The organism is Streptomyces sp. NPDC052064 (genome assembly GCF_055585925.1).
The window spans coordinates 691,647-709,609 of record NZ_JBVJJE010000004.1 but is presented as its reverse complement, the minus strand read 5'-3'; the positions used below and the strand labels follow the sequence as shown (position 1 = coordinate 709,609).

15 protein-coding genes are annotated in these 17,963 nt (G+C 65.0%); 2 read left to right on the top strand and 13 right to left on the bottom strand.

Features of this window, described 5'->3' with window-relative positions; genetic code table 11:
- Position 1 precedes the first annotated feature (1 nt).
- Positions 2-235, bottom strand: coding sequence for a putative ATP-grasp-modified RiPP (locus ACZ6TU_RS14395; RefSeq protein ID WP_467669064.1), 234 nt, complete (start codon positions 233-235; stop codon positions 2-4).
- Between the two features lie 733 nt (positions 236-968).
- Between ACZ6TU_RS14395 and ACZ6TU_RS14390 the strand changes: the two genes are divergently transcribed.
- A complete protein-coding gene (locus ACZ6TU_RS14390) occupies positions 969-2,243 on the top strand; it encodes a transcriptional regulator (protein WP_467667998.1) in 1,275 nt (424 codons plus the stop codon).
- Here ACZ6TU_RS14390 and ACZ6TU_RS14385 read toward each other — a convergent pair.
- The 12 genes from ACZ6TU_RS14385 to ACZ6TU_RS14330 form a co-directional block, all read right to left on the bottom strand.
- A complete protein-coding gene (locus ACZ6TU_RS14385) occupies positions 2,224-2,886 on the bottom strand; it encodes an HAD family hydrolase (protein WP_467669066.1) in 663 nt (220 codons plus the stop codon). The two genes, ACZ6TU_RS14390 and ACZ6TU_RS14385, sit on opposite strands and share 20 nt — an antisense overlap.
- Positions 2,887-2,972: 86 nt before the next feature.
- Positions 2,973-4,328 (bottom strand): DNA cytosine methyltransferase, encoded by a 1,356-nt coding sequence (locus ACZ6TU_RS14380; RefSeq protein WP_467668000.1) that lies wholly within the window; start codon positions 4,326-4,328, stop codon positions 2,973-2,975.
- Positions 4,329-4,337: 9 nt separating this feature from the next.
- Positions 4,338-6,185, bottom strand: a complete 1,848-nt coding sequence (locus tag ACZ6TU_RS14375; RefSeq protein WP_469548416.1) for a DUF6339 family protein — start codon at positions 6,183-6,185, stop codon at positions 4,338-4,340.
- Positions 6,182-7,084, bottom strand: a complete 903-nt coding sequence (locus tag ACZ6TU_RS14370) for a hypothetical protein (protein WP_467668004.1) — start codon at positions 7,082-7,084, stop codon at positions 6,182-6,184. Before ACZ6TU_RS14370 ends, ACZ6TU_RS14375 begins: the two co-directional genes overlap by 4 nt.
- The gene (locus ACZ6TU_RS14365) at positions 7,081-9,063 is read right to left on the bottom strand and encodes a hypothetical protein (protein WP_467668006.1); all 1,983 of its coding nucleotides are present in this window, start codon (positions 9,061-9,063) and stop codon (positions 7,081-7,083) included. Before ACZ6TU_RS14365 ends, ACZ6TU_RS14370 begins: the two co-directional genes overlap by 4 nt.
- A complete protein-coding gene (locus ACZ6TU_RS14360; protein WP_467668008.1) occupies positions 9,060-10,085 on the bottom strand; it encodes a PD-(D/E)XK motif protein in 1,026 nt (341 codons plus the stop codon). Before ACZ6TU_RS14360 ends, ACZ6TU_RS14365 begins: the two co-directional genes overlap by 4 nt.
- Positions 10,082-12,634 carry a Z1 domain-containing protein gene (locus ACZ6TU_RS14355; protein WP_467668010.1) on the bottom strand — a complete coding sequence of 851 codons (2,553 nt, stop codon included), beginning with the start codon at positions 12,632-12,634 and terminating at the stop codon, positions 10,082-10,084. The genes ACZ6TU_RS14360 and ACZ6TU_RS14355 overlap by 4 nt, the downstream gene beginning before the upstream one ends.
- Before the next feature lie 272 nt (positions 12,635-12,906).
- On the bottom strand, positions 12,907-13,308 hold the full coding sequence (locus ACZ6TU_RS14350; RefSeq protein ID WP_467668012.1) for a very short patch repair endonuclease: 402 nt from the start codon (positions 13,306-13,308) through the stop codon (positions 12,907-12,909).
- A gap of 641 nt (positions 13,309-13,949) precedes the next feature.
- Positions 13,950-14,408, bottom strand: a complete 459-nt coding sequence (locus tag ACZ6TU_RS14345) for a DUF3592 domain-containing protein (RefSeq protein ID WP_467668014.1) — start codon at positions 14,406-14,408, stop codon at positions 13,950-13,952.
- Positions 14,409-14,524: 116 nt separating this feature from the next.
- Positions 14,525-14,770, bottom strand: coding sequence for a DUF5988 family protein (locus ACZ6TU_RS14340; protein ID WP_469548411.1), 246 nt, complete (start codon positions 14,768-14,770; stop codon positions 14,525-14,527).
- The gene (locus ACZ6TU_RS14335; protein WP_469548409.1) at positions 14,722-15,738 is read right to left on the bottom strand and encodes an SEC-C metal-binding domain-containing protein; all 1,017 of its coding nucleotides are present in this window, start codon (positions 15,736-15,738) and stop codon (positions 14,722-14,724) included. Before ACZ6TU_RS14335 ends, ACZ6TU_RS14340 begins: the two co-directional genes overlap by 49 nt.
- Positions 15,739-15,901: 163 nt before the next feature.
- Positions 15,902-17,377 (bottom strand): glycoside hydrolase, encoded by a 1,476-nt coding sequence (locus ACZ6TU_RS14330; RefSeq protein ID WP_469548406.1) that lies wholly within the window; start codon positions 17,375-17,377, stop codon positions 15,902-15,904.
- Positions 17,378-17,617: 240 nt separating this feature from the next.
- Here ACZ6TU_RS14330 and ACZ6TU_RS14325 point away from each other — a divergent pair, with 240 nt between their 5' ends.
- Positions 17,618-17,929 carry a DUF6412 domain-containing protein gene (locus ACZ6TU_RS14325; protein ID WP_467668022.1) on the top strand — a complete coding sequence of 104 codons (312 nt, stop codon included), beginning with the start codon at positions 17,618-17,620 and terminating at the stop codon, positions 17,927-17,929.
- The last annotated feature ends 34 nt before the right edge of the window (positions 17,930-17,963 follow it).

Here is a 17,963-nt window from a genome sequence, read left to right as displayed (position 1 = left end):
GTCAGTCCGACTCGTAGTCGGTGGTGTGGTCGTCCTGAGTCTGGGGCTGCGGATTCTGGCCGTCGCCTCCTCCGGAGACGGATGCGGTACCGGTCGTCCTCGATGTGCCGTGCTTGCCCATCTCGATCACCTGACCCATGGCGTCCGTGTACCGCGCCGTCTGGGTGGATCCGTCCAGTACGACGGTCGCGTAGGACGGTGGGCGTACGGGGAGCCGGTCGGTGACCAGTCGCATGGCCCAGGGGCGCTGAGCGGCGACAGTCGTCTTGAGCTCGCCCATGTCGTGCGGACAGATCTCGGCCTCCACGGTCAGCCGCGAACGGCCTGCCTCGACCAGACCGACGACTGAGCACGGTGGACACAAGTCGCCAGCGTACCGTGGCGGAACCACCCAGTACGTGCCCGGTGGCCGCTGTCGGTCGATGCGCGGCACTCCCAAGTAGGTGCCACGACCGAGGCACGACACAGCGCCGTCGTAGGCCCACGCGAGACCGGCATCCCCGTCGACCAGCGCGTAATAGGTGCCACCCGCCACTCGACGGTCGTAGATGATCGCCCCTCCCAGTAACTCGCCGAGCGCAGCGGCCACTCGGTCCTCATCCTCGGACTGAACAGCGGCATGCACGACATCGGACGCCATACGCACGGCCGCGAACCGCTCGCCGAGCGGAAGTAGCGCGACGCCCTGTGCGGCCCACTCCGTCCGTACGCGCTCGGGCACAGGATGCGTCCGAGCCAGCCACTCCGAGATGTCCAGGTCCTCATGTGTGTACACGGCGTGCTCCCCTTGCTGTCCGTCGATCGGTACGGCAAACAGGGTCCACGACCCAAGTCGCCGATTCGAGGACTTCAACAGGCCACTGAAAGGACTTATGAAGGGCCTGAATAACCTCTTGAGTGGGAAAGAGTGTCGTGTCGAGGACCTTCATGGGAGGGTTGGGGCGTTGTCAGGAGGAGGAGGTGGCCCCGTGCCAAGGCCCACAGGCAACGTTCGACTCAAGGCTGCTCGGGTAGCCGCCGGCTTCAACTCGCAGCAGGACCTGGCAGACGCCCTCACCGAGCACGCGAAGAGCATGGGCATCCGCGGCCTGTCCATCGGAGTGCGCCAGGTCCGCCGCTGGGAGTCGGACAATCCACCGTGGCCGCAACCGGACTGCCAGCGTGTACTCGTCCACCTGCTCGGCCAGAACATGGAGTCTCTCGGCTTCACGCCCCCGTGGGGCGCTGAGGTGGCGGTGCCCGACCCCGTCCGGCGCAGCTTGGTCGCCGGTGGGGCGGCAACAATGGGTCTGGCGATGGGATCAGGCCGTGCCGTAGCCGCCTCGCACCCGGCGACCGCCGGAGCAGACTTCGCGGCCGTCACACGTTCCCACCGTCGGCTCTACTGGTCGGTCGCACCGACCACACTGCACCCGGCTGTCGTGGCGCACGCGATGTTGGGCTGCGCCCTGCTGCCGGAGACGTCTGACTCCACCCGACGCACGATCGCCGCCGCCCTGGCCGAGACTTACCTCCTGGCGGGCCGGATCGAGTTCTTCGACCTCTCCGAACCGACCACCGCCCACGACACGCTGCTCCTCGCCCTGCAAGCCGCGGGCGAGACCGACGACGCGTTGCTCGGTTCGGCGATCATCGCGCACATGGCCTTCATCCCGGGCTGGGCGGGCGATCAGGAAGGAGCACGGGAGCGAATGATCGCGGCCCGGACCTACGCCCGCCGCGCCCCCGCCTCCGCCGAGTTCCTCGCCTGGCTGGACGCCGTGGAGGCCGAGTGCGAGACCAGGTGCGGCGATACCCGCACTGCGCTGAACCTGATCACCCACGCCGAGGACGTCCTGGGGGGCGGCAACGAGCACGCGTCACCGCCGTGGATGGACTGGTTCTCCCCGGCACGACTCGCGGCCTTCAAGGGCAACACCCAACTGCTCGCCGGCCACCTCCCACAAGCCCGTGCCGCGTTGCTCCAGGCGCTCGAAGCCATGACCCCCAGCGAGGAGAAGCAACGCACGGTCGTATACGGCGACCTGGCAGCCGTCGAGGCGGCGTCCGGCAACTCCGAGGCGGCCTGCGAGTACGCGGGCAAGGCACTCGATCAGCTGGCACTCACCTGGTACGCCACCGGCATGGACCGCGTACGCGAAGTCCGTCGTGCGCTCACACCCCACCAGCACGAGAGCTGCGTCCGCGACCTCGACGACCGCCTGTACGACTGGTCCACGACACTCAGCGCGCTGAGGCGTTGAACTCGCGCACCCGGTCGCTCAGTTCAAGCAGCCCTTCGATGCGGAAGGTCGGCAGTTCCAGGGCCTCGGTGCTGGTCCACTGAATGGTGGCCCAGGGCCCGCGATTTACAAGCGCTGTATGCATACCCGCCTGCCTGGCGGGCCTGATGTCGTTGTCACATCGGTCACCGACATACAGGATCTCGCCGACCTCGAAGGGCACGGCGTCGGCCACCCGCTTGAAGAACTCGGAATCGGGCTTGCTGGCGCCCCAGTCGTCGGACGTACCGATCAAGTCGACGTCGTCGGAGAACAGCGCCCGCAAGATCCCCCCGGCACGTACGGTCTGGTTGCCCGCGATGCCGAGCCACAGCCCGTCGGCCCGAAGCTGACCCAGAGCCGGCCGGACGTCCTCGTACAGATCGCCTTCCCCAAAGCTCTCCGGCTGCCCGGCAGCGGCCCGCTTCTCCCGTTCCGCATAGAGGTCGAAGCCGGGCCGGAACGCCTGGAACGTCTCCCGGTAGTCGCGGCCCTGGGCGATCACGGCCCCGAACATCGCATGGAAGGTGTGCCGCGGCACACCCAGCCAGTCGGCCCAAGTCCCGTACTCCCGGGTCTCGTCCACGAGGCACTCACCGACGTCGAAGACCACTGCGCGAATCATGAGGGGCAGAATATCGAAGCATCGGAGTCCCGCTCGCCGCCATGCATCCGGCAACCGAGGCTCCTCCTGATGACACCGAAGTCGCTTCATCCCCCGCGCAAGTAATCATGGATTGCGCAAGCAATCGCCGTCCCAAGGGGGATTGGTACGGCATTTCCGATCTGGGTCGCGATTTCCGTCTTGGTTCCGCACCAACGGAAATCAAGAGGGAAGCCTTGGATCCGCGCGGCCTCGAAGTGAGTGATCGGTCGGTCCTCCGACGGGTGGAGGTAGCGGCCCTTCTCCGGTTTATAAAACTCGGTTCGGATAGTGACCGACGGCTCGCTCAGGCGGAGGCGACCCATGACGTCACCGGTGCCGGTGTTATGACTGTCCCAACTCGTGGTCGACAGGTATTGAACCGGTGTCCTCACCCCAGGAGGGTTCGGCTCCTGGAAGACGTGCACTTCCCCGAACTCATCGAGCGTGAACCATTTGTCGCGCAGGTCCTTCCGGTTTCCACCCGGTGGGATGGCGCGGTATCGCGCCCTTGACAGGGGCTCCGGGTTCCGTCGGAAGTGCAAGTCGCTCGTCGTGAAGATCCCTGGTAGAACGGCGTTTATCTCCGGGATGAACTCTTTGCTGTCCGGGAGTTCGGTGCCGCGTAGCTCTCGCTGCGCCGACTCTTCGAAGATGCCCTTAACTGCCTTCCAGTACGAAACGGCATCTTCCATCCCGTCCAGAGTCTGGGATTCAACTGAACCGTTCGCCTTCGGTCGCCGAACATGCGTCCTTGTCGGGTACGTCATCGTGCGGCCGTTGTCGATGTCACGACGAACGCCGATGACGATGGCTCGGCGACGGGCCTGGCTGGCGCCGAAATCCGCTGAGTTGAGGAGGTAGCGCTTGGTCCGTGCCTCAACGCTTTCGGTCGGTTCATACCCGGGTGGGTCAACAAGGCGATACTCGGCCAGACGCCCCCCGTCCTCGACTTCGTTCAGCAAGTTCTTGAACTCGTCAGACTTCAGGAAGCGATCGACATTTTCGATTACGAATACCTTTGGGCGAATGCCAGCAACAATCCGAACGTACTCTTCCCAAAGGCGATTTCGTTCACTGCCCTTCTTCTGACGATTCAGAGCAGAGAAGCCCTGGCAGGGCGGACCTCCGACCACGACATCCGCATTGAGGGCCTCGGGGGTCGGCTTCCAGTCCTCGATGTCTCCGACATGGACCCGGGCTGCCGGAACCCGCTCGTCCAGGCGAAGGCTTCCGAAGTTGGCGGCATATGTGGCCGCCGCAGCGGCGTTGTGTTCGACCGCAGCGATGCTGTGAAAGATGGGTCCGGCGCTGGCTGCGTTCGCTGGACGGAACTCATGAAAGCCCTGGGTGAAGCCCCCGCAGCCGCTGAAAAGGTCGACGACTGTGATGGGATCGGAGGCAAGCAGTCGGGGCGTACGCATGGAGCGATCTTAGCTGCGCAGAGCGGCTGCGATGGACTGTCCGACCGCGGTTGCGAGAGGCGGGGGCATGGCGTGGCCCACTTGACGATACCTGGATGTCTTGCCGCCGGAGAACTCCCAGCTGGTCGGGAAGGCTTGGATCACGGCGGCCTGCTCAACGGTGAGCTTGGGGTGATCGTCGATGCCATAATCCGCGCCGGGCGGCTCGTCCCCCAGGCTGTTGCCGTTCACACCGAGCGCAGCCCAGGCCTTTTTGCTCCCGGTGGGGCCAAGGTCGGCACCGCCTCGACGGTCCGAACCCCCGACGAGAGCCGGTGCGATGCGGTCGGCGTTCTTGATCCATCGTTCCGCTCCGGCCCAACCGCGGGAGGCCATGGAGGGGCCGAGGGCCTGGCCCACGGTGGGTGGCGGCAAGTCACTCGGCCGAGGCCATGCGAAGGCTGCGAAGTACGGATCCTGCAAAGCTACCAGAAAACCGCTGTTCCGATTCTGCGGTACGCCGAAGTCCGCGGCATTCAGAACCTTCCAGCTTGTGCGAAAGCCGACCCCGTGCAACTGGGCCTCGATCCAGGTGCGCTCTGCCTCGAAGCCCGGACTTTCGACTAGATCGGGAACATTCTCAAAGAGCACAGCATTAGGGGTGATCAGACAGGCCATTTTGATCGCTGTCCGTAGCACCCTGAGCTCTTCGCTGTCCTCTTCCCGGGCGACCGTAGCCAGGGATTTCACGCGGGGCAACCCGCCGCTCAGGAGATCAACTCCCAGGGCGTCGGAGCGCATGTTCGGCTCAAAGTGCCCAATGTCCATGCAGATGACGTCCCATTCTGGCCGATTACGATCGATAGTGAAGCAGGCATCGGCTTTACTGTCGATCAACAAAACTGGGTTGAAACCGGCGACTTCAAGGCCGAGGGCTTGTCCTCCAGCGCCAGCGCAGATCTCGACGAACGTGAGCCGGCGCGACGCAGTTGGATCCGGCGGCGCGACCTGAGAAGCTTCCTCGCCGACTACATGAGGCCGAGTGTCGGATGTGGCTATGTTTTCGCTGGTCGTGACCGTTGCGCCCGCTGCTGCTATTGGAGGGCGGCCTGCTGGTGATGGCTTGTCCCGCTGCGCATCGATAGACTCTTGGGCGACCGCGCGCAACTCGTCGTCCAGAGCATGCTCCTCAATCCCATCGAAGAGCACGAAGGGAGCGAGCCGCAACAGCCGCTTGAGGAAGTCGCGAAGAGTTTCGCGTTCGTTGAGTCCGGTAAGGTCAAGGTCTTTCCACACTCGAAGGATGGCGCGCACCAGATGTGGGCTACCACCAAGCGCGGCGCGTCGAGCGTAGATCTGATCGAAGGCGGCCTCTCCGAGGATTTGGAGGGCATGGTAGGGCTCCGGATCATCAGGAGAACGGACCAGTTGCGCACGCCACCACAGTCGACCGAAGACGTGACGCGTTAGGTCTGTGCCGAGGATGCGATCCTTGGGTGGTTGAGGGTAGCGCCAGAAGGCGACGTCTGGAAGCAGAACTAGGGCGAGAAATGCCCAAGCGTCTCGCGAGGCTGCCTCGGCAGGCACCATGCCCATCTCGGTGTGCAGTAGGGCTGCCAGTTTCAGGTCGAACTCTGCGTTGCGTGCGCGGTCCGATTCCTCCGGGAAACCGCTTTGTTTAGCGAGATCGAGAACGCCTTCACGAAGGTTTTGGAGGCCAGTTGGCGAGATTCGGTCACCGCCCGTGGCGACGTACACCGCGGATTCGTGGGCGAGACCGACGCGCCGGGTCAGTTCGCTGACGGCCAGATGCTGGTATTCGTCGAAGAGCGGCTTGGCCTGCTCAGAGAGCAACCGAGGGTAGAGAAAGCCCATCATGACACCTCGAAGATCTTCACGGCCGCCTGCAGGTCTGATGCGAAAAGGGCAGGTGACTGCCTCTGGCGCAGCCGGATATCAGTGATGGACTGCCCAGGGAAAAGTTGGTTGAACAGGCTCTGCAGGGTGGCGCCAAGTGACCCATCCGGGAAGTCGGAGTCCTCGGTGAACTCGTCATGCCCCAATGCGTGTTCGATCATGACACGAGCTGCGTCCGCATAGACGATGGAGAGGACGATCCGATCGACCGGACGCGGTCGTGACGCGTTTTGAAAGGCTGTTGTGGTGACCGTGTTCTGCTCGTTGACCAGAAGCAACAGAGAGCCCATGGTCGCGCTTTCAAGGCTACCGCTGATCTGGAGGTGCCAGGCTGCGTTGTCCGGGAACGACGTGCGGGCAAAGTCGATCACAGCCATGGGGAACTGTGGAGCGTCGCCCTGAAGACGCACAGCCTTCCGATCGCTCCAGAGCACAGAGCCCGCGCGCCGGGGTGAGGACGGTCGAGAGTCGTTCCTTCGCTCGGCGAGCAGGAGAGCGGTGTCAAGGACGAGAAGACCGCCGAGGTCGGCGCCGCGCAGTCTGAAGTCCAACTGAAACGTGTGAGTTCCTGCTTCGGTCAGCCTGACGTGTTGAGCGGGGCCACTGAGGTTGGAGCCCGTCGCCGTCCAGACCACAGACAGCATGAGCGCCGCGTCTGCCGGAAGACTCGATTCTCGTCGGGTCCGATCGAGATCGACCTGGACGGCCCTGCGTACGTGCAGGTCCATTTGGTAGTCCCAGTCCGGCAGAGCTTCGGGCAGAGCAACCTCGCCGTCGCCGTCCTCGACGATCAGCAGCCAAGGCCGGGCTGAGACGACGGCATCAGCCGGAGCTCGGTAGGGAAGAACCCGTCGGCTCACGCGGTTCTCACCGCCTCAACCCTGATACCGATCTCGGTCATGGTGTCGGGAGCCGGCCGGACCAGGGCCCGCCAGACTGACTCACCGCCCTCGATCACACAGGGGTCATCGACATGAAGACCTCCCGTCTGGTCCTCCCAACCGACGAGTACCGGCATGCTCGCCCCGATCGGTGGATCCGTCTCACGACCTCCAGTGCCGGGAAGTGTGACGGCGAGATCAATGCGTACTTGCTGCGGCCCGGGGACGGGCAACCGGAACTCTTGGACCAACAGTGAGTCGTTCCCGCGGTCGTCGTAGTAGGGGTCGCCGACGTACTGCACCCGAGGGCGGCGGCGTTGCGTTATGTAACTGTCGCCGTCCGCTGTGCCATGGGGCAGGTGTCCGTCACTTCTAGCGGCACCAGTGCCTCCCGCAGCCGGCGCGACAGAAGGATGCCGTGCTGAAGCAGGACTGCTCTGCGACGGTCGTTGCCTTCTCTCCTCCGCATCGTTGATCTGCGATCGGCGCGTGGCAGTGCTGCCGGGCTTCGAGTAGTCGGTCGCTCCGCCGATTCCCCAAGCCCCTCCGACCAGTCCCGAGAAGAGCGAACTGGCAGCGCCCAGGGCAACGTTGCTGCTCCCAGGGCGTGCGGCTCCGCTGAGGGACAGGAGTCCGTTGAGAGCTTCGTCGATTCGGCGAAACGTTGTGTGGATGTAGGTGCTCTCGGGGCGCTCGAGCGAGTGAGGGTTCCAGGCATCGTGCGTGGGTGGTTCTGCCTTGGCGTAGACGTCATCCATGGACTCGTCGGCTCGGAAGACACCTGCGTAGCCTTGGTTCGCGCTTGGCGGTTTGGGCCCCGGGCGGTAGGTGACGACGAGTTCGGCAGGACGCATCAAACACACGTGATGGATCAATTCCTCGATATTCAGCATGCGTTGGGCGCGTGTGGGTTCCAACGGCGGCATGATGCGCTTCACCAGACCGAATCGCCCGAGGTGCCTTTTGGGCTTCAGACACTCTAGATCGCGACCATCTCGGCCCGCCATTGCCTCGTAAGCCGCAACGAACATGTTCAGAGGGCGGGTGTTGCGAGGATCCGGCACGGGGTGTTGAACGCCGTCGCAGGTGACGGAAAAGCACATGGCGGGTGGGCGGCCGTCCGATGAAATGGCTTTAGGCCAGAGATGCCAGGCAATCGTGTCTGCCAAGTAGTCCGCTGCCCCAGCAGGTTCCATCTCGTCGAGGTTCGGGTCAACGACGACTACGGTTGTCCCCGTTTCTTCAGGTGCGAACGGTCGCAGGCCCAGACGCTGCGCCACCGTGTCCGCCTCAGGACCGACCAGTGGTTCGACAACGTCACCGGATGTGTCGCCCCACCAGTGCCTGCCCGTGTAACGACGGCTCCCTTTGGCCTCGGCTGTCACGTAGCTCTTCCACAGCGTGCAGCCGATGAGGCGGGTCTCGTACCTGCCGTGGGGAGTGCGGCAGCGAGAGTGCACCAGCACTGTCCCGGACTTCGACAGCAAATAGAAGATGCCTTTACCGAAGCCGTAGGTGCCACCACCGAGAGCCGTGTCCCGAGGCTCGCCAATATTACGGATGAACGAAACGAAGTCGCGCTCCGGTCCGACGGCATCGTTGGCACGGGTAGGCCCCCCGAGCCCCCGGGTTCCACGGTCGGAGACAGCCAGGACTCGAATGGGCCCTTGCCTCAGTGAGTTGTGGAGCGGGAAGTTTTCGACACTGGAAGGTGCACCGGCCTGGAGGAGGGTGCGCCAGGTGCCGGTATGCGCGGGCCCCACTGTCCATATGTCTATGCGGTAATCGACGGACGCGGAGGAGTCCAGGATGCGAGCGTCCCAGCTGTTCTGGGCTGACTCCCGGACCAAAATGGTGAGCAGGTCGAGTTCGGGGCGGCCGAGTTGGTTACGGATGCCCTCGGCGGCGCTGGCCCCCTCCGGGGGGTAGGGCTGGGAGTACCAGCGGGGCTCCGTCACGCTGACTCCTGGGTGATGTGATCGAGAACGCGAGGTGCTTCGTCCGGTGCGAGGGCGAGGGGTGCATCGCCGGAAAGGTCTATGGTGTATTCGACGTCCTCAAACGAGACAGACAGTCCGGCTGAGAGGAGTGCGCTGCTCGTGAGTCCCGGGAAGCCAGGAACAACCGGGTACCACTTCTCTTCCGCGACAACAAAGCGAATGTCTCGGTAGCGTTCGGCTTCGATCGGGCGATAGCCAGCTTCGGCGAGCAGCCCGAGCACTGTGCCTTCGTCGTCGCACAGTTGAAGTACTCGATCGACCAGCTCGACAAACCCTATGCCCGCATCTGACGTGGTGACGCGGTTCAGGCTGAACCAAACAAGGTGGAGGCTTCCATCCGCTGGGGCCTCGAGTTGACCCAGCCCATGTATCCGGGCTTTTCGACCTTTCCCGTCCGCTCCGGATTTGACCTCGATGGCCACGGCACCGGTCGAAAAATCATGACGATGGCCACGAGGGCCGAGCCAAAGCCGATGAGCGCTGGAGTCCCGATGGAGAAGTTGAATGAGAACCAGCAGCTCGGCGAAGAGACCGACCAACTGCTCGGGACTCAATGTCGGTGCTTGCGCTTGGAAGAGTGATTTCCAACGATCAAGGACACGATACAGGGCCTTTACCGGGTTCCCAGGAAGTGTCTCGATCGTACTCAACACGTCCACGCACAGCTTGGTGAACAGGTCGTTGAGATCCTTGCGCAGGCAGGCCAGATCAGCGAACGTCTGGTAGGTGTCTTCGTCCTCCAACGGACGTTTTTGCAGTTGCAGTACCGGACCGTCCAGTCGGGAACGGATCCTCTTGTGGCTGTCTATGGGCACCAATAGGTGCCTGTGGCCTTCGTGGTCTACGGCAGCGGCCAAGGCACCTTGGCCCGTCATGACCGGAAGTTGAGAGACGCGCAGACGGCGCTCCGCGGTGGTCGGTTGCGACTCGAGTGCGGCCCAGTGCTCCTCGGCGAGTCTCCGAAAATCTTCCTTGATCACACGTCTTCACCTTCGACCAGGCTGAAGTCTTCGTCCTCAATCCGTACCCCCGACAAGTCGGCGGAGATGTACTTCTCCACAGTGCTGTCTCCGTGGCGAGGTTCGGGGAAGACGAGCCCGACGCCGATGACGTGCTCTTCGGCGTTCAAGGGAGCACGGAGCTTCTTCCCGGGCTCGGGCTCCGACGTCTTGTCGATCGGGTACAGCAGCAGAAGACCGGTGTCCGGAAGCTGAGCGCTACGGGCTTCCTTGAGACCCCTCTCGGTCACCTTCGTCTTGACGCCTACGAGGTCGACGGCAGCGTCCCGAGGGCCCAGCAGCGACTTGATATCGGCGAAATCAGGGTCCGGATTGATGAGGGCAAGGCGAGTACGCGTGACGCGCCCCACTGCCACATTGGGTGCGAATGTGAACGGCTCGCCATGAGGAGTGCCCATGATGGCGACGTTCCAGCGGCGCAGCGAGCCGGCGGACGACACGCGCTTCCGGATGTAGGCGCTGATCAGTTCGGGGTCGTTCTCCGTCGACTTCTCGTGAAACTTGTATGAGGCCAGGAAGTTGGTGACGACGTCGTAGGGAACGTCACGGAAGATGAAGCGGCCTTCAGCGGAGCGGTCTTCCACGCGCACAGCGTGCGTGACGGCAGCGCCGACAAGATCCCTAGCGGCTGCGATATTCCTGCGAAGCCATTCGGCGTTGGTGTGGAAGTAGTGCGTCTGTACTCCTCTGCCGCCGTACGAGGAGGCAGCTGTTACAGCCGAGCGCATCTTGGCGGCAGCGGTGACACGCAGGGCCGGATGAGTGCGCAGACGAACGGCGAACGTGAGAGGCGTCTCGTCCTCGGTCATATAGATGTCGATGTCGCGGCGCATCTCCGTCTCGACCGTTGCCAGGTGCCGGAACCATTCCGCAAGCTCGTCCGTCATCCAAATCCTGGGCAAGTCCGCGTAACCGTTCCGGAATCCGAACCAACGCCCCATCTGGAGCAGTGTGTCGTACGCCGACACAGCTCGGACGAAGTAACTGACCGACAGGCCCTCGAGTGTCAGACCTCGTGAAAGGGTGTTGCCGCCAACAGCTATCGCGACCACCGGACCGTTCTCGTAGTCGAGTCGATCCTCGCTGCTTGAGTTGTCCATGATGATGCGACAGTTGCTGAGAACACTGGGGAGTTCTGCCAGCAACGAGTCGAACGGCACTTTGGTCTCACCGAACTCTTCTGCGGTGACGCGGGCCGTCTCCTCCTCCCAAAGAGCGCGCAACCGGTGAATCACGGGTTCGTCAGTGAGAGCCTTGGCCATCCTCTCGCGCAGATACTCCAACGGCCGTTTGAAGCTGTTGTGTACGGAGGTGTTGACGCTGGTGTGAATCAGCATCGTGCTGTGCGGATTGCCTGTCCCCCGAACGCGTCGAGCGGCCGTGACCAGCCAGAAGTACTCAATCGCACTGCGCAGGGTGTCGGTGATGACGGGCTCGAAGCCCTCGACGTCGGCCTTCGTCTCGGGACGAACACACGGTATGTCGTCGATCGGGACTGAGCGAATCATGTCGTGGCCGTCGTCGACGTCGTCTTCGTCTTCGCCGTCCAGCGCGTACCGCCCGAAAAGAACCTCGGTGCCGAAGTGGCCTTCGGGCTTGGGCAGGTTGACGATGAAGTCGCTCGGATAGAGGTCCTCGGCACTCGGATCGATCAACAGATTGGCGAACGGCGAAGCCGTGTATCCGACGTACGCCGACCGCGGCAGGCTGCTCATGATGCTGAGGATCAGCGGGTTGATGGACTTCGTGGCCACGGTGGCTTGGTCGGCCTCATCGTCGATGATCAGTGCGGGGCAGTCCTTGAGATAGTCCGAAGCTTTGTCCAACCATCGAGCGAGCTTGCGGAGGACGGTCGCGTTCTTTTTCACCACGCACAAGACGTGTGTCTTGTTGCTCTTACCGAAGTAGGAGGCCGGGTTCTCCTGGGGGGTGAAGTCCTTGTCCAGGCCAGTGAGCTGGGACCACATCGAGGGGTTCGGCTCCACGAGCTGCTGCACAAGACGGGCCTGGGTCTGGCGACGGAGCCCATTGTGGATGCCGGCCAGCACGATGAAGAGCTTGTATCCGCGATCTGCGGCTTTGGCCATCACCGAGGTGAAGTTGGTCGTCTTGCCGGACTGCACGTACCCGACCACAAGGCCTCGCGTGGAGAACGACTTCTCCTTCGGGTGATTCAGCAGCGAGACGACGCGGGTGGAGGAGTCGTCGAGATCTCGGATCGCGGGATCCTCCGGCCAGCCGTCCTTGCGCAGCAGCTTCGCGATCGCGGGCCAACACTTGTCCTTGGCCTGCGGGCCCGTGTACCACGTGTCCCGGTTGCCCAGGACTACCGCGTGGGGTTCTTCGAGTTCTTTGATGCGGATCGTCTGCTGCTCGTGCCGGTCACGGATTCGTTCGACCACGTCCTGCTCGACACCCAATAGCTCCAGCCGCTTGACGGCTTCTGAGGGGGGAAACGTCTCCAGGAGCGCCTGGAAGGTCTCGTACATTGCATCGAAATCGTCGGTCATGACACGACCGCCCCCGCTCTCATCGTTCAGCTGGCTGCTCCTCAGGATCCCCTCTCGGCCGCGCGGTGAACCGACCTACGAATCAAGGATCCTGAGACGCAGCAGCGCCCCGCCTTCACAACCCCCACACGCTATTGGTTGAAGGTCTCATCACTGAGTGAATCAACGCCAGGATCCCCGGGATAGGCGGATTTTTGCCATGATCGCACCGAGGGATCCGGGACGATCATGGCAAACCCGGGCATAATGGCATCGCCTCGCGACTCCCGTTGCTACGCCGTTGAAGGACCGTTGGGCCCTCTGCGTTTGGATTCGACAGTCGTCGCGATGCGGCGGGCGACGTCCTCGACGGATTCATGTTCCCAGAAGCGCAACACCGTCCAGCCCACCGTGACTAGGTGCTCCGTCGTCTCAACATCGCGAGCCATGTTCTTGTCGAGCTTCACTCGCCACCACTCGGCGTTGGCCTTCGGCTGCGTTGCGTGTTGGGGGCACCCGTGCCAGAAGCAGCCATCCAGGAACACTGCGATCTTTGCCTTGGGGAAGACGATGTCGATCGTGCGGCGGGGCAATCCGGGCACGGGCACGTTTACGCGATAGCGCAAACCCGAGGCGTGCAGCAGCCGTCGGACCGCCACCTCGGGAGCCGTGTTGCGCGAGTTCTGGCGGCTCATACGGGCGGAGACGCCGGGGGAGGACGGGACAGCACCGGGCACAGGAGTATTTTGCCAGCGTTGCGGAAGCGGTGTGGAGGGGGCAGGTCGTCCAGGAAGCGGGAGCACGGACAGGTTCGGCCTCTCGCGGACCGGGCGGAGGAACAGCTCCCCACTATCAACACAGCAGATAGGAACAGAGCCATGTGCCAGATGTACCCGCTGCCCGCGAGGTAACGGAGAGCGGATGGGAGGTCGGCTCGGAGAGCATGCAGTTTGTCGTTTAAAGGATGTCAAGGTCCGGGTTGGGGTAGCTGGGGAAATCGACGGGCCCGGCCTTGCGAGGGCTCGGCCTGTCGGCGAGTGCTGTGGACCTCCCGCTTCTTGGCCAGTGTCGTGCCTCCACGCCCCGCCTCAAGGGCGCTTCACTCCGCTGCGCTGCGTTCCGCGTCGGCTGGCGCCGATGGCCCTTCGGGCCACCCTTGACCCGGGCCGCTCCAGCACGGGAGAGAAGCGAGCGGGCGGCCCGGAGAGGCGGGGCCGCAGGTGGGGAGCGCAACTGGTTGGCTCCAGGCCCCCGGCGTGGGTGAATGCGGCAGCAGCTCGGTGTACGCCGGGTCGGTTCGGCGGCGGGTCGCCAGTGGGGTGAGGCGTCCGGGGCGTCACCAGAACGCGCCCGCTCCCATCCCCAGGCCGAGCAGCACGCAAGAGACCCCCCAAGCCAGATGCGCCCCCGCCGAGTACGACACGTTCGCCGGCCTTCCGTCCTTCTGGTGTACGACCACCACCCGGCGTGGGTCCCTCGGGTCGTAGCGGAGGACGACCGGGACTCCGGCGTGGAGAGGGTGCTGCTCGTGGTTGAGAGGGGTGCGGCGGTACGTCTGGTCGGCCGGGGCGTTGGGGCGGTCGACCGGTGGGGCTTTGTAGCGGACCTGGGGCGGGTGGAGGGTGGGGCCCTCTCGGCGGGGGCCACGGGCCACCTCGCCCCTGGTGCGGATGCCCCGGACGCCGAGGCGGGAGAGGGCTCGGCGCTGGCGTTGGGCTATGCGTAGGTTCCAGATTCCGAAGGCCGTCATGGCGGCGGCCATGATGAGTGTGATCGTGAGCCACGGCTGGTCCACGTGACGTTCCCCCCGGGAGCCGACGTCAGTCGTCTGTCGTCCGGGAAGACGGGGCTCGTGTCGTGGCAGTTCCGTGGGGCCGGCTGTCGGGCCGGCCCGGGTCGGCACTGCCCCGGCTACTCGGCGATCTCCGTCCGTTCCCACCAGCGGTACACCGTTGCCTGGCCCTCCGGTGTCTCCTCGTGGCGGGTCGTGACTTTGTAGTGCTCGTAGCCGCCGCGGTGAGGATCTTCAGTTCCTGGCCGGGTGGGACGACCGGCGCGATCTTGCCTGCCAGGTCGTCCATGGTGGGCCGGAGGACCCGGTGCCCGTGTCAGGCCGTGCGTCTGTGGCAGGCGCCGTACGGTTGTCCGGAGCCGCACCAGCAGGCCGCGGTGCTCTGTGGGGGCCAGGCCACCGCCCGCCCCCGCGCCGCCAGGGTCGTCGCGTACTGGGGGAGCAGGGTCGCGTCCGACGGCGAGGATAGTTCTGACGCTGCGAAGGCCTCGTAGGACGGGACCGTGCCGGTGACGATGCCCAGGTTCGGGGTGCCGGAGGAGGACAGTTCCCGGAGGGCGGACTCTATGGTCGCGAGGTGGGTCTCGTGCGAGGGGTATTCCGCGGCCAGGGTCGGGTACGCGTCGAGGAGTTCCGAGAGTTCCGTGGCCGGCCAGTGGAGGATCGCCACCGGGAAGGGGCGGGAGAGGGCCTCGCGGTAGGCGCCCAGTTCCGCTCGGAGGCGGGTGATCTCCGCCTCCAGTTCCGCCGGGTTCTCCGAGCCCAGGGACCACACGCGCTTGGGGTCGTGCAGTTCGTCCAGGGAGATCGGGAGGGAGTGGACCGAGTCGGCTGTGGCGTCCCATTCGTCGTGGGACTTGCCCAGCATGCGGCGGACCCTGTGGCGGCCGAAGAGGAGGGGGTGGGTCGGCTGCGGGGGTTCCGGTACGTCGGTCAGGAGGAGGCGTACGGCCTCCGTGAACGTGTCGTGCGCCGCTTCGAGCTCGTCGTGGGCCTCCAGGGCCTCGGCGACGATCACCCAGGGGGCCGGGTCCCTCGGGGACGCCACCCGGACTCCCTCGATGATCGCCCTGGCCTCGGCCTCGTGGCCGTACTCCCAGAGGTTCGAGGCCTTGAGCGCCCGTACCAGGTGGGGGTTCTCCAGGTCGTCCGTGGAGGACAGCAGACGGTCGTAGAGGGCCGTGGCCGTGGGGCGGTCGCCGGCGAGTTCCAGGTGGGCCGCGGCGCGCAGCAGCAGGGCCTCGGCGTCCTCGGGGTACAGGCCGGCGGTCCGCTCCAGGCGTGCCGCCTCGGCGGTGTGGTCGACGGTTTCGGCAGGCGTGTCGGGGCGCATGGGGGACACCGTACTGCCGGGAGGTGACGAGCGTGAGTGATGCGCGCGCCAGACGCCTGGCCTGCGCGGGTTCCCCATGCTCGTCATCCCGGCTCTACAGTTCGTCCGGAATCGCCGCCATGACGCCGCCATGACGTCGCCATGACGTCGGCATGACGTCGGACTACAGGGTCACTCCGTCTATTTGGAGCGTTTGGACCGACTTTGCCGCGAATGGAACGCTTACCGATTTCCCGTTGAGGCGGATGTCCGAGCGGGGGGTGTAGAGGTCGCCGCCGCCCGTCGTCACCGTGTTCCAGCGGGGCACCGCGCCGTTCGTACCGCCCGTCACCGTGGAGAAGCGGGAGAGATCGAAGGTGAGGGTCTGGGCGGATGTGGACGTGTTCACCGCGACGATCACCAGGCGGCGGGCCGACGCAGAGTACGCCGCCACCGCGTAGCTCACGCCCGTGTCCAGGATCGTCATGCCGGGGCGGATGTGGCGGCTGAACTGGGCCAGAACGTAGTGCTTGGTCTGGACTGTCGTCGGCTGGAGGGTGTTCTTGTCGTAGGCGATCATCGCCCAGCCCGTCGACGGGTCCATGACCTGCCAGTAGCACCAGGCCGTGGGGTGCAGCCAGCGGAAGTCGTAGCAGAGGTTCGACGCCATGGTCAGGCCCGTGCCGTCGCTGTCGCCCGTCTCGGAGTTCCACAGCTTCTTGCGGGAGGTGGTCACCACGTCCGTGTAGAGGAGGTCGCGGCGGCCGCCCGAGCCCTGGTAGCCGTGCACGTTGACCTGGGAGACCAGGGCTTTGGTGGACGAGTTGAACGACGCCCACGTCGAGCGGGCCGTGTCGTAGTTCGTCTCGTCCGAGGCGGCTATCCGGATGCCTGTCAGGCCGCGCTTGTCCAACTCGCTGCGCATGTACGGGAGTACGGCCGCCTGGACCGCGGGGTCCATGTGGCAGCCCTCCTGGGTGCCGGTCGCGGTCCACCAGGTGGAGGCCGGCTCGTTGAAGGGGTCGACCGTCGCGAAGTTCACGCCCCAGTTGTTCTTCGCGTACAGGGCCGTCGCCGCCAGGTGGGAGGCGTGCTGGCGGTAGTTCCAGGTCTGGAGGTTGTTGCCGCCGCCTGCCGCGCCCGAGGGGTTGTGGTTGCTGCACATCCACCACATGGGGGAGTTGGCGAAGAGTTCCGTGATCGCGCCGCGCTGCGTCGCCTTCACCAGCATCGCGCGCTGGTTGGCGTCCGCCGACCACTTCCAGGCCGAGGAGGTGGGGTCCTCGTTGTTCCAGTCCTGCCAGAAGCCCTCGATCTGCTTGAAGCCGGGGATGTTGGGCGACTTGACCATTGTCTCGCCGCCGACGCTGTTCCAGCTGCACGCGCCGAGGTTGTAGCGGGCGATGTTCAGGCCCAGGCCGGGGAGCGATCTGCCGTTGTAGGTCACCGACTTGGTGGTGAAGAAGAGGTCCGCGAAGTCGTCCCGGGCGCCGAAGACGTTGGCCCACCAGGCGAGGGAGGTGCCCCAGCCTTCCCAGGTGCCGTACGTCGTCGAGGGGTTGACGGCGATCGTGGCGTCCGCGTGCGCGGTGCCTGTCGCCAGGGCGCTGCCGAGGAACGTACCGCCTGCTGCGGTCAGCAGGGTTCTGCGTCGTATCACGGCTCCTCCGTAGGGGAATCGGGGCAGGCGCCGGTCCCCCCGGGTCCGGCGTCGCGGGTTGGCCCGTTCATGGCAACGAGAAGCATCGGGTGTGGCGGGTGGGTTGTCGAGAGTTGCGACGAACCTTTCTAAAACCCGTGTACGAAGTCTCGGGCGCGACCGGCAGAGCGATCCTGTATAACGAACAGAGCGAAGAGAACGGGTAGTCGAGCGAGCGTACGTACGGGAGGAGGGGAGTCGATGATCCGCGGTTGGACGAGTCTGCGTCCCGCTCTCGTGCTGCTCTTCCTGGTCCTGGAAGTGGCGCTGCTGGACACCGGCAGCCTCTACGCCACCGTCGCGCTCGCCGCGACCGCCGCGGCCTCCGCCGCGCTCGCGGTCTGCGCCCTCATCGGCTCGCGCTGCGCGCCCGCCGTGCCGCGCACCCGGGTGCGTACGGCCATCCGCGACCGTGACCTCCGTACGGCCTTCCTGCCCCAACGTGACCCCGACGCCCGGGGGCGCACCCGGCCCCGCGCACCCGGACACGCCTTCCGGGCGACCTTCGCGTAGGGACACATCCCGGGAAATCCCGGTATACCCCGGC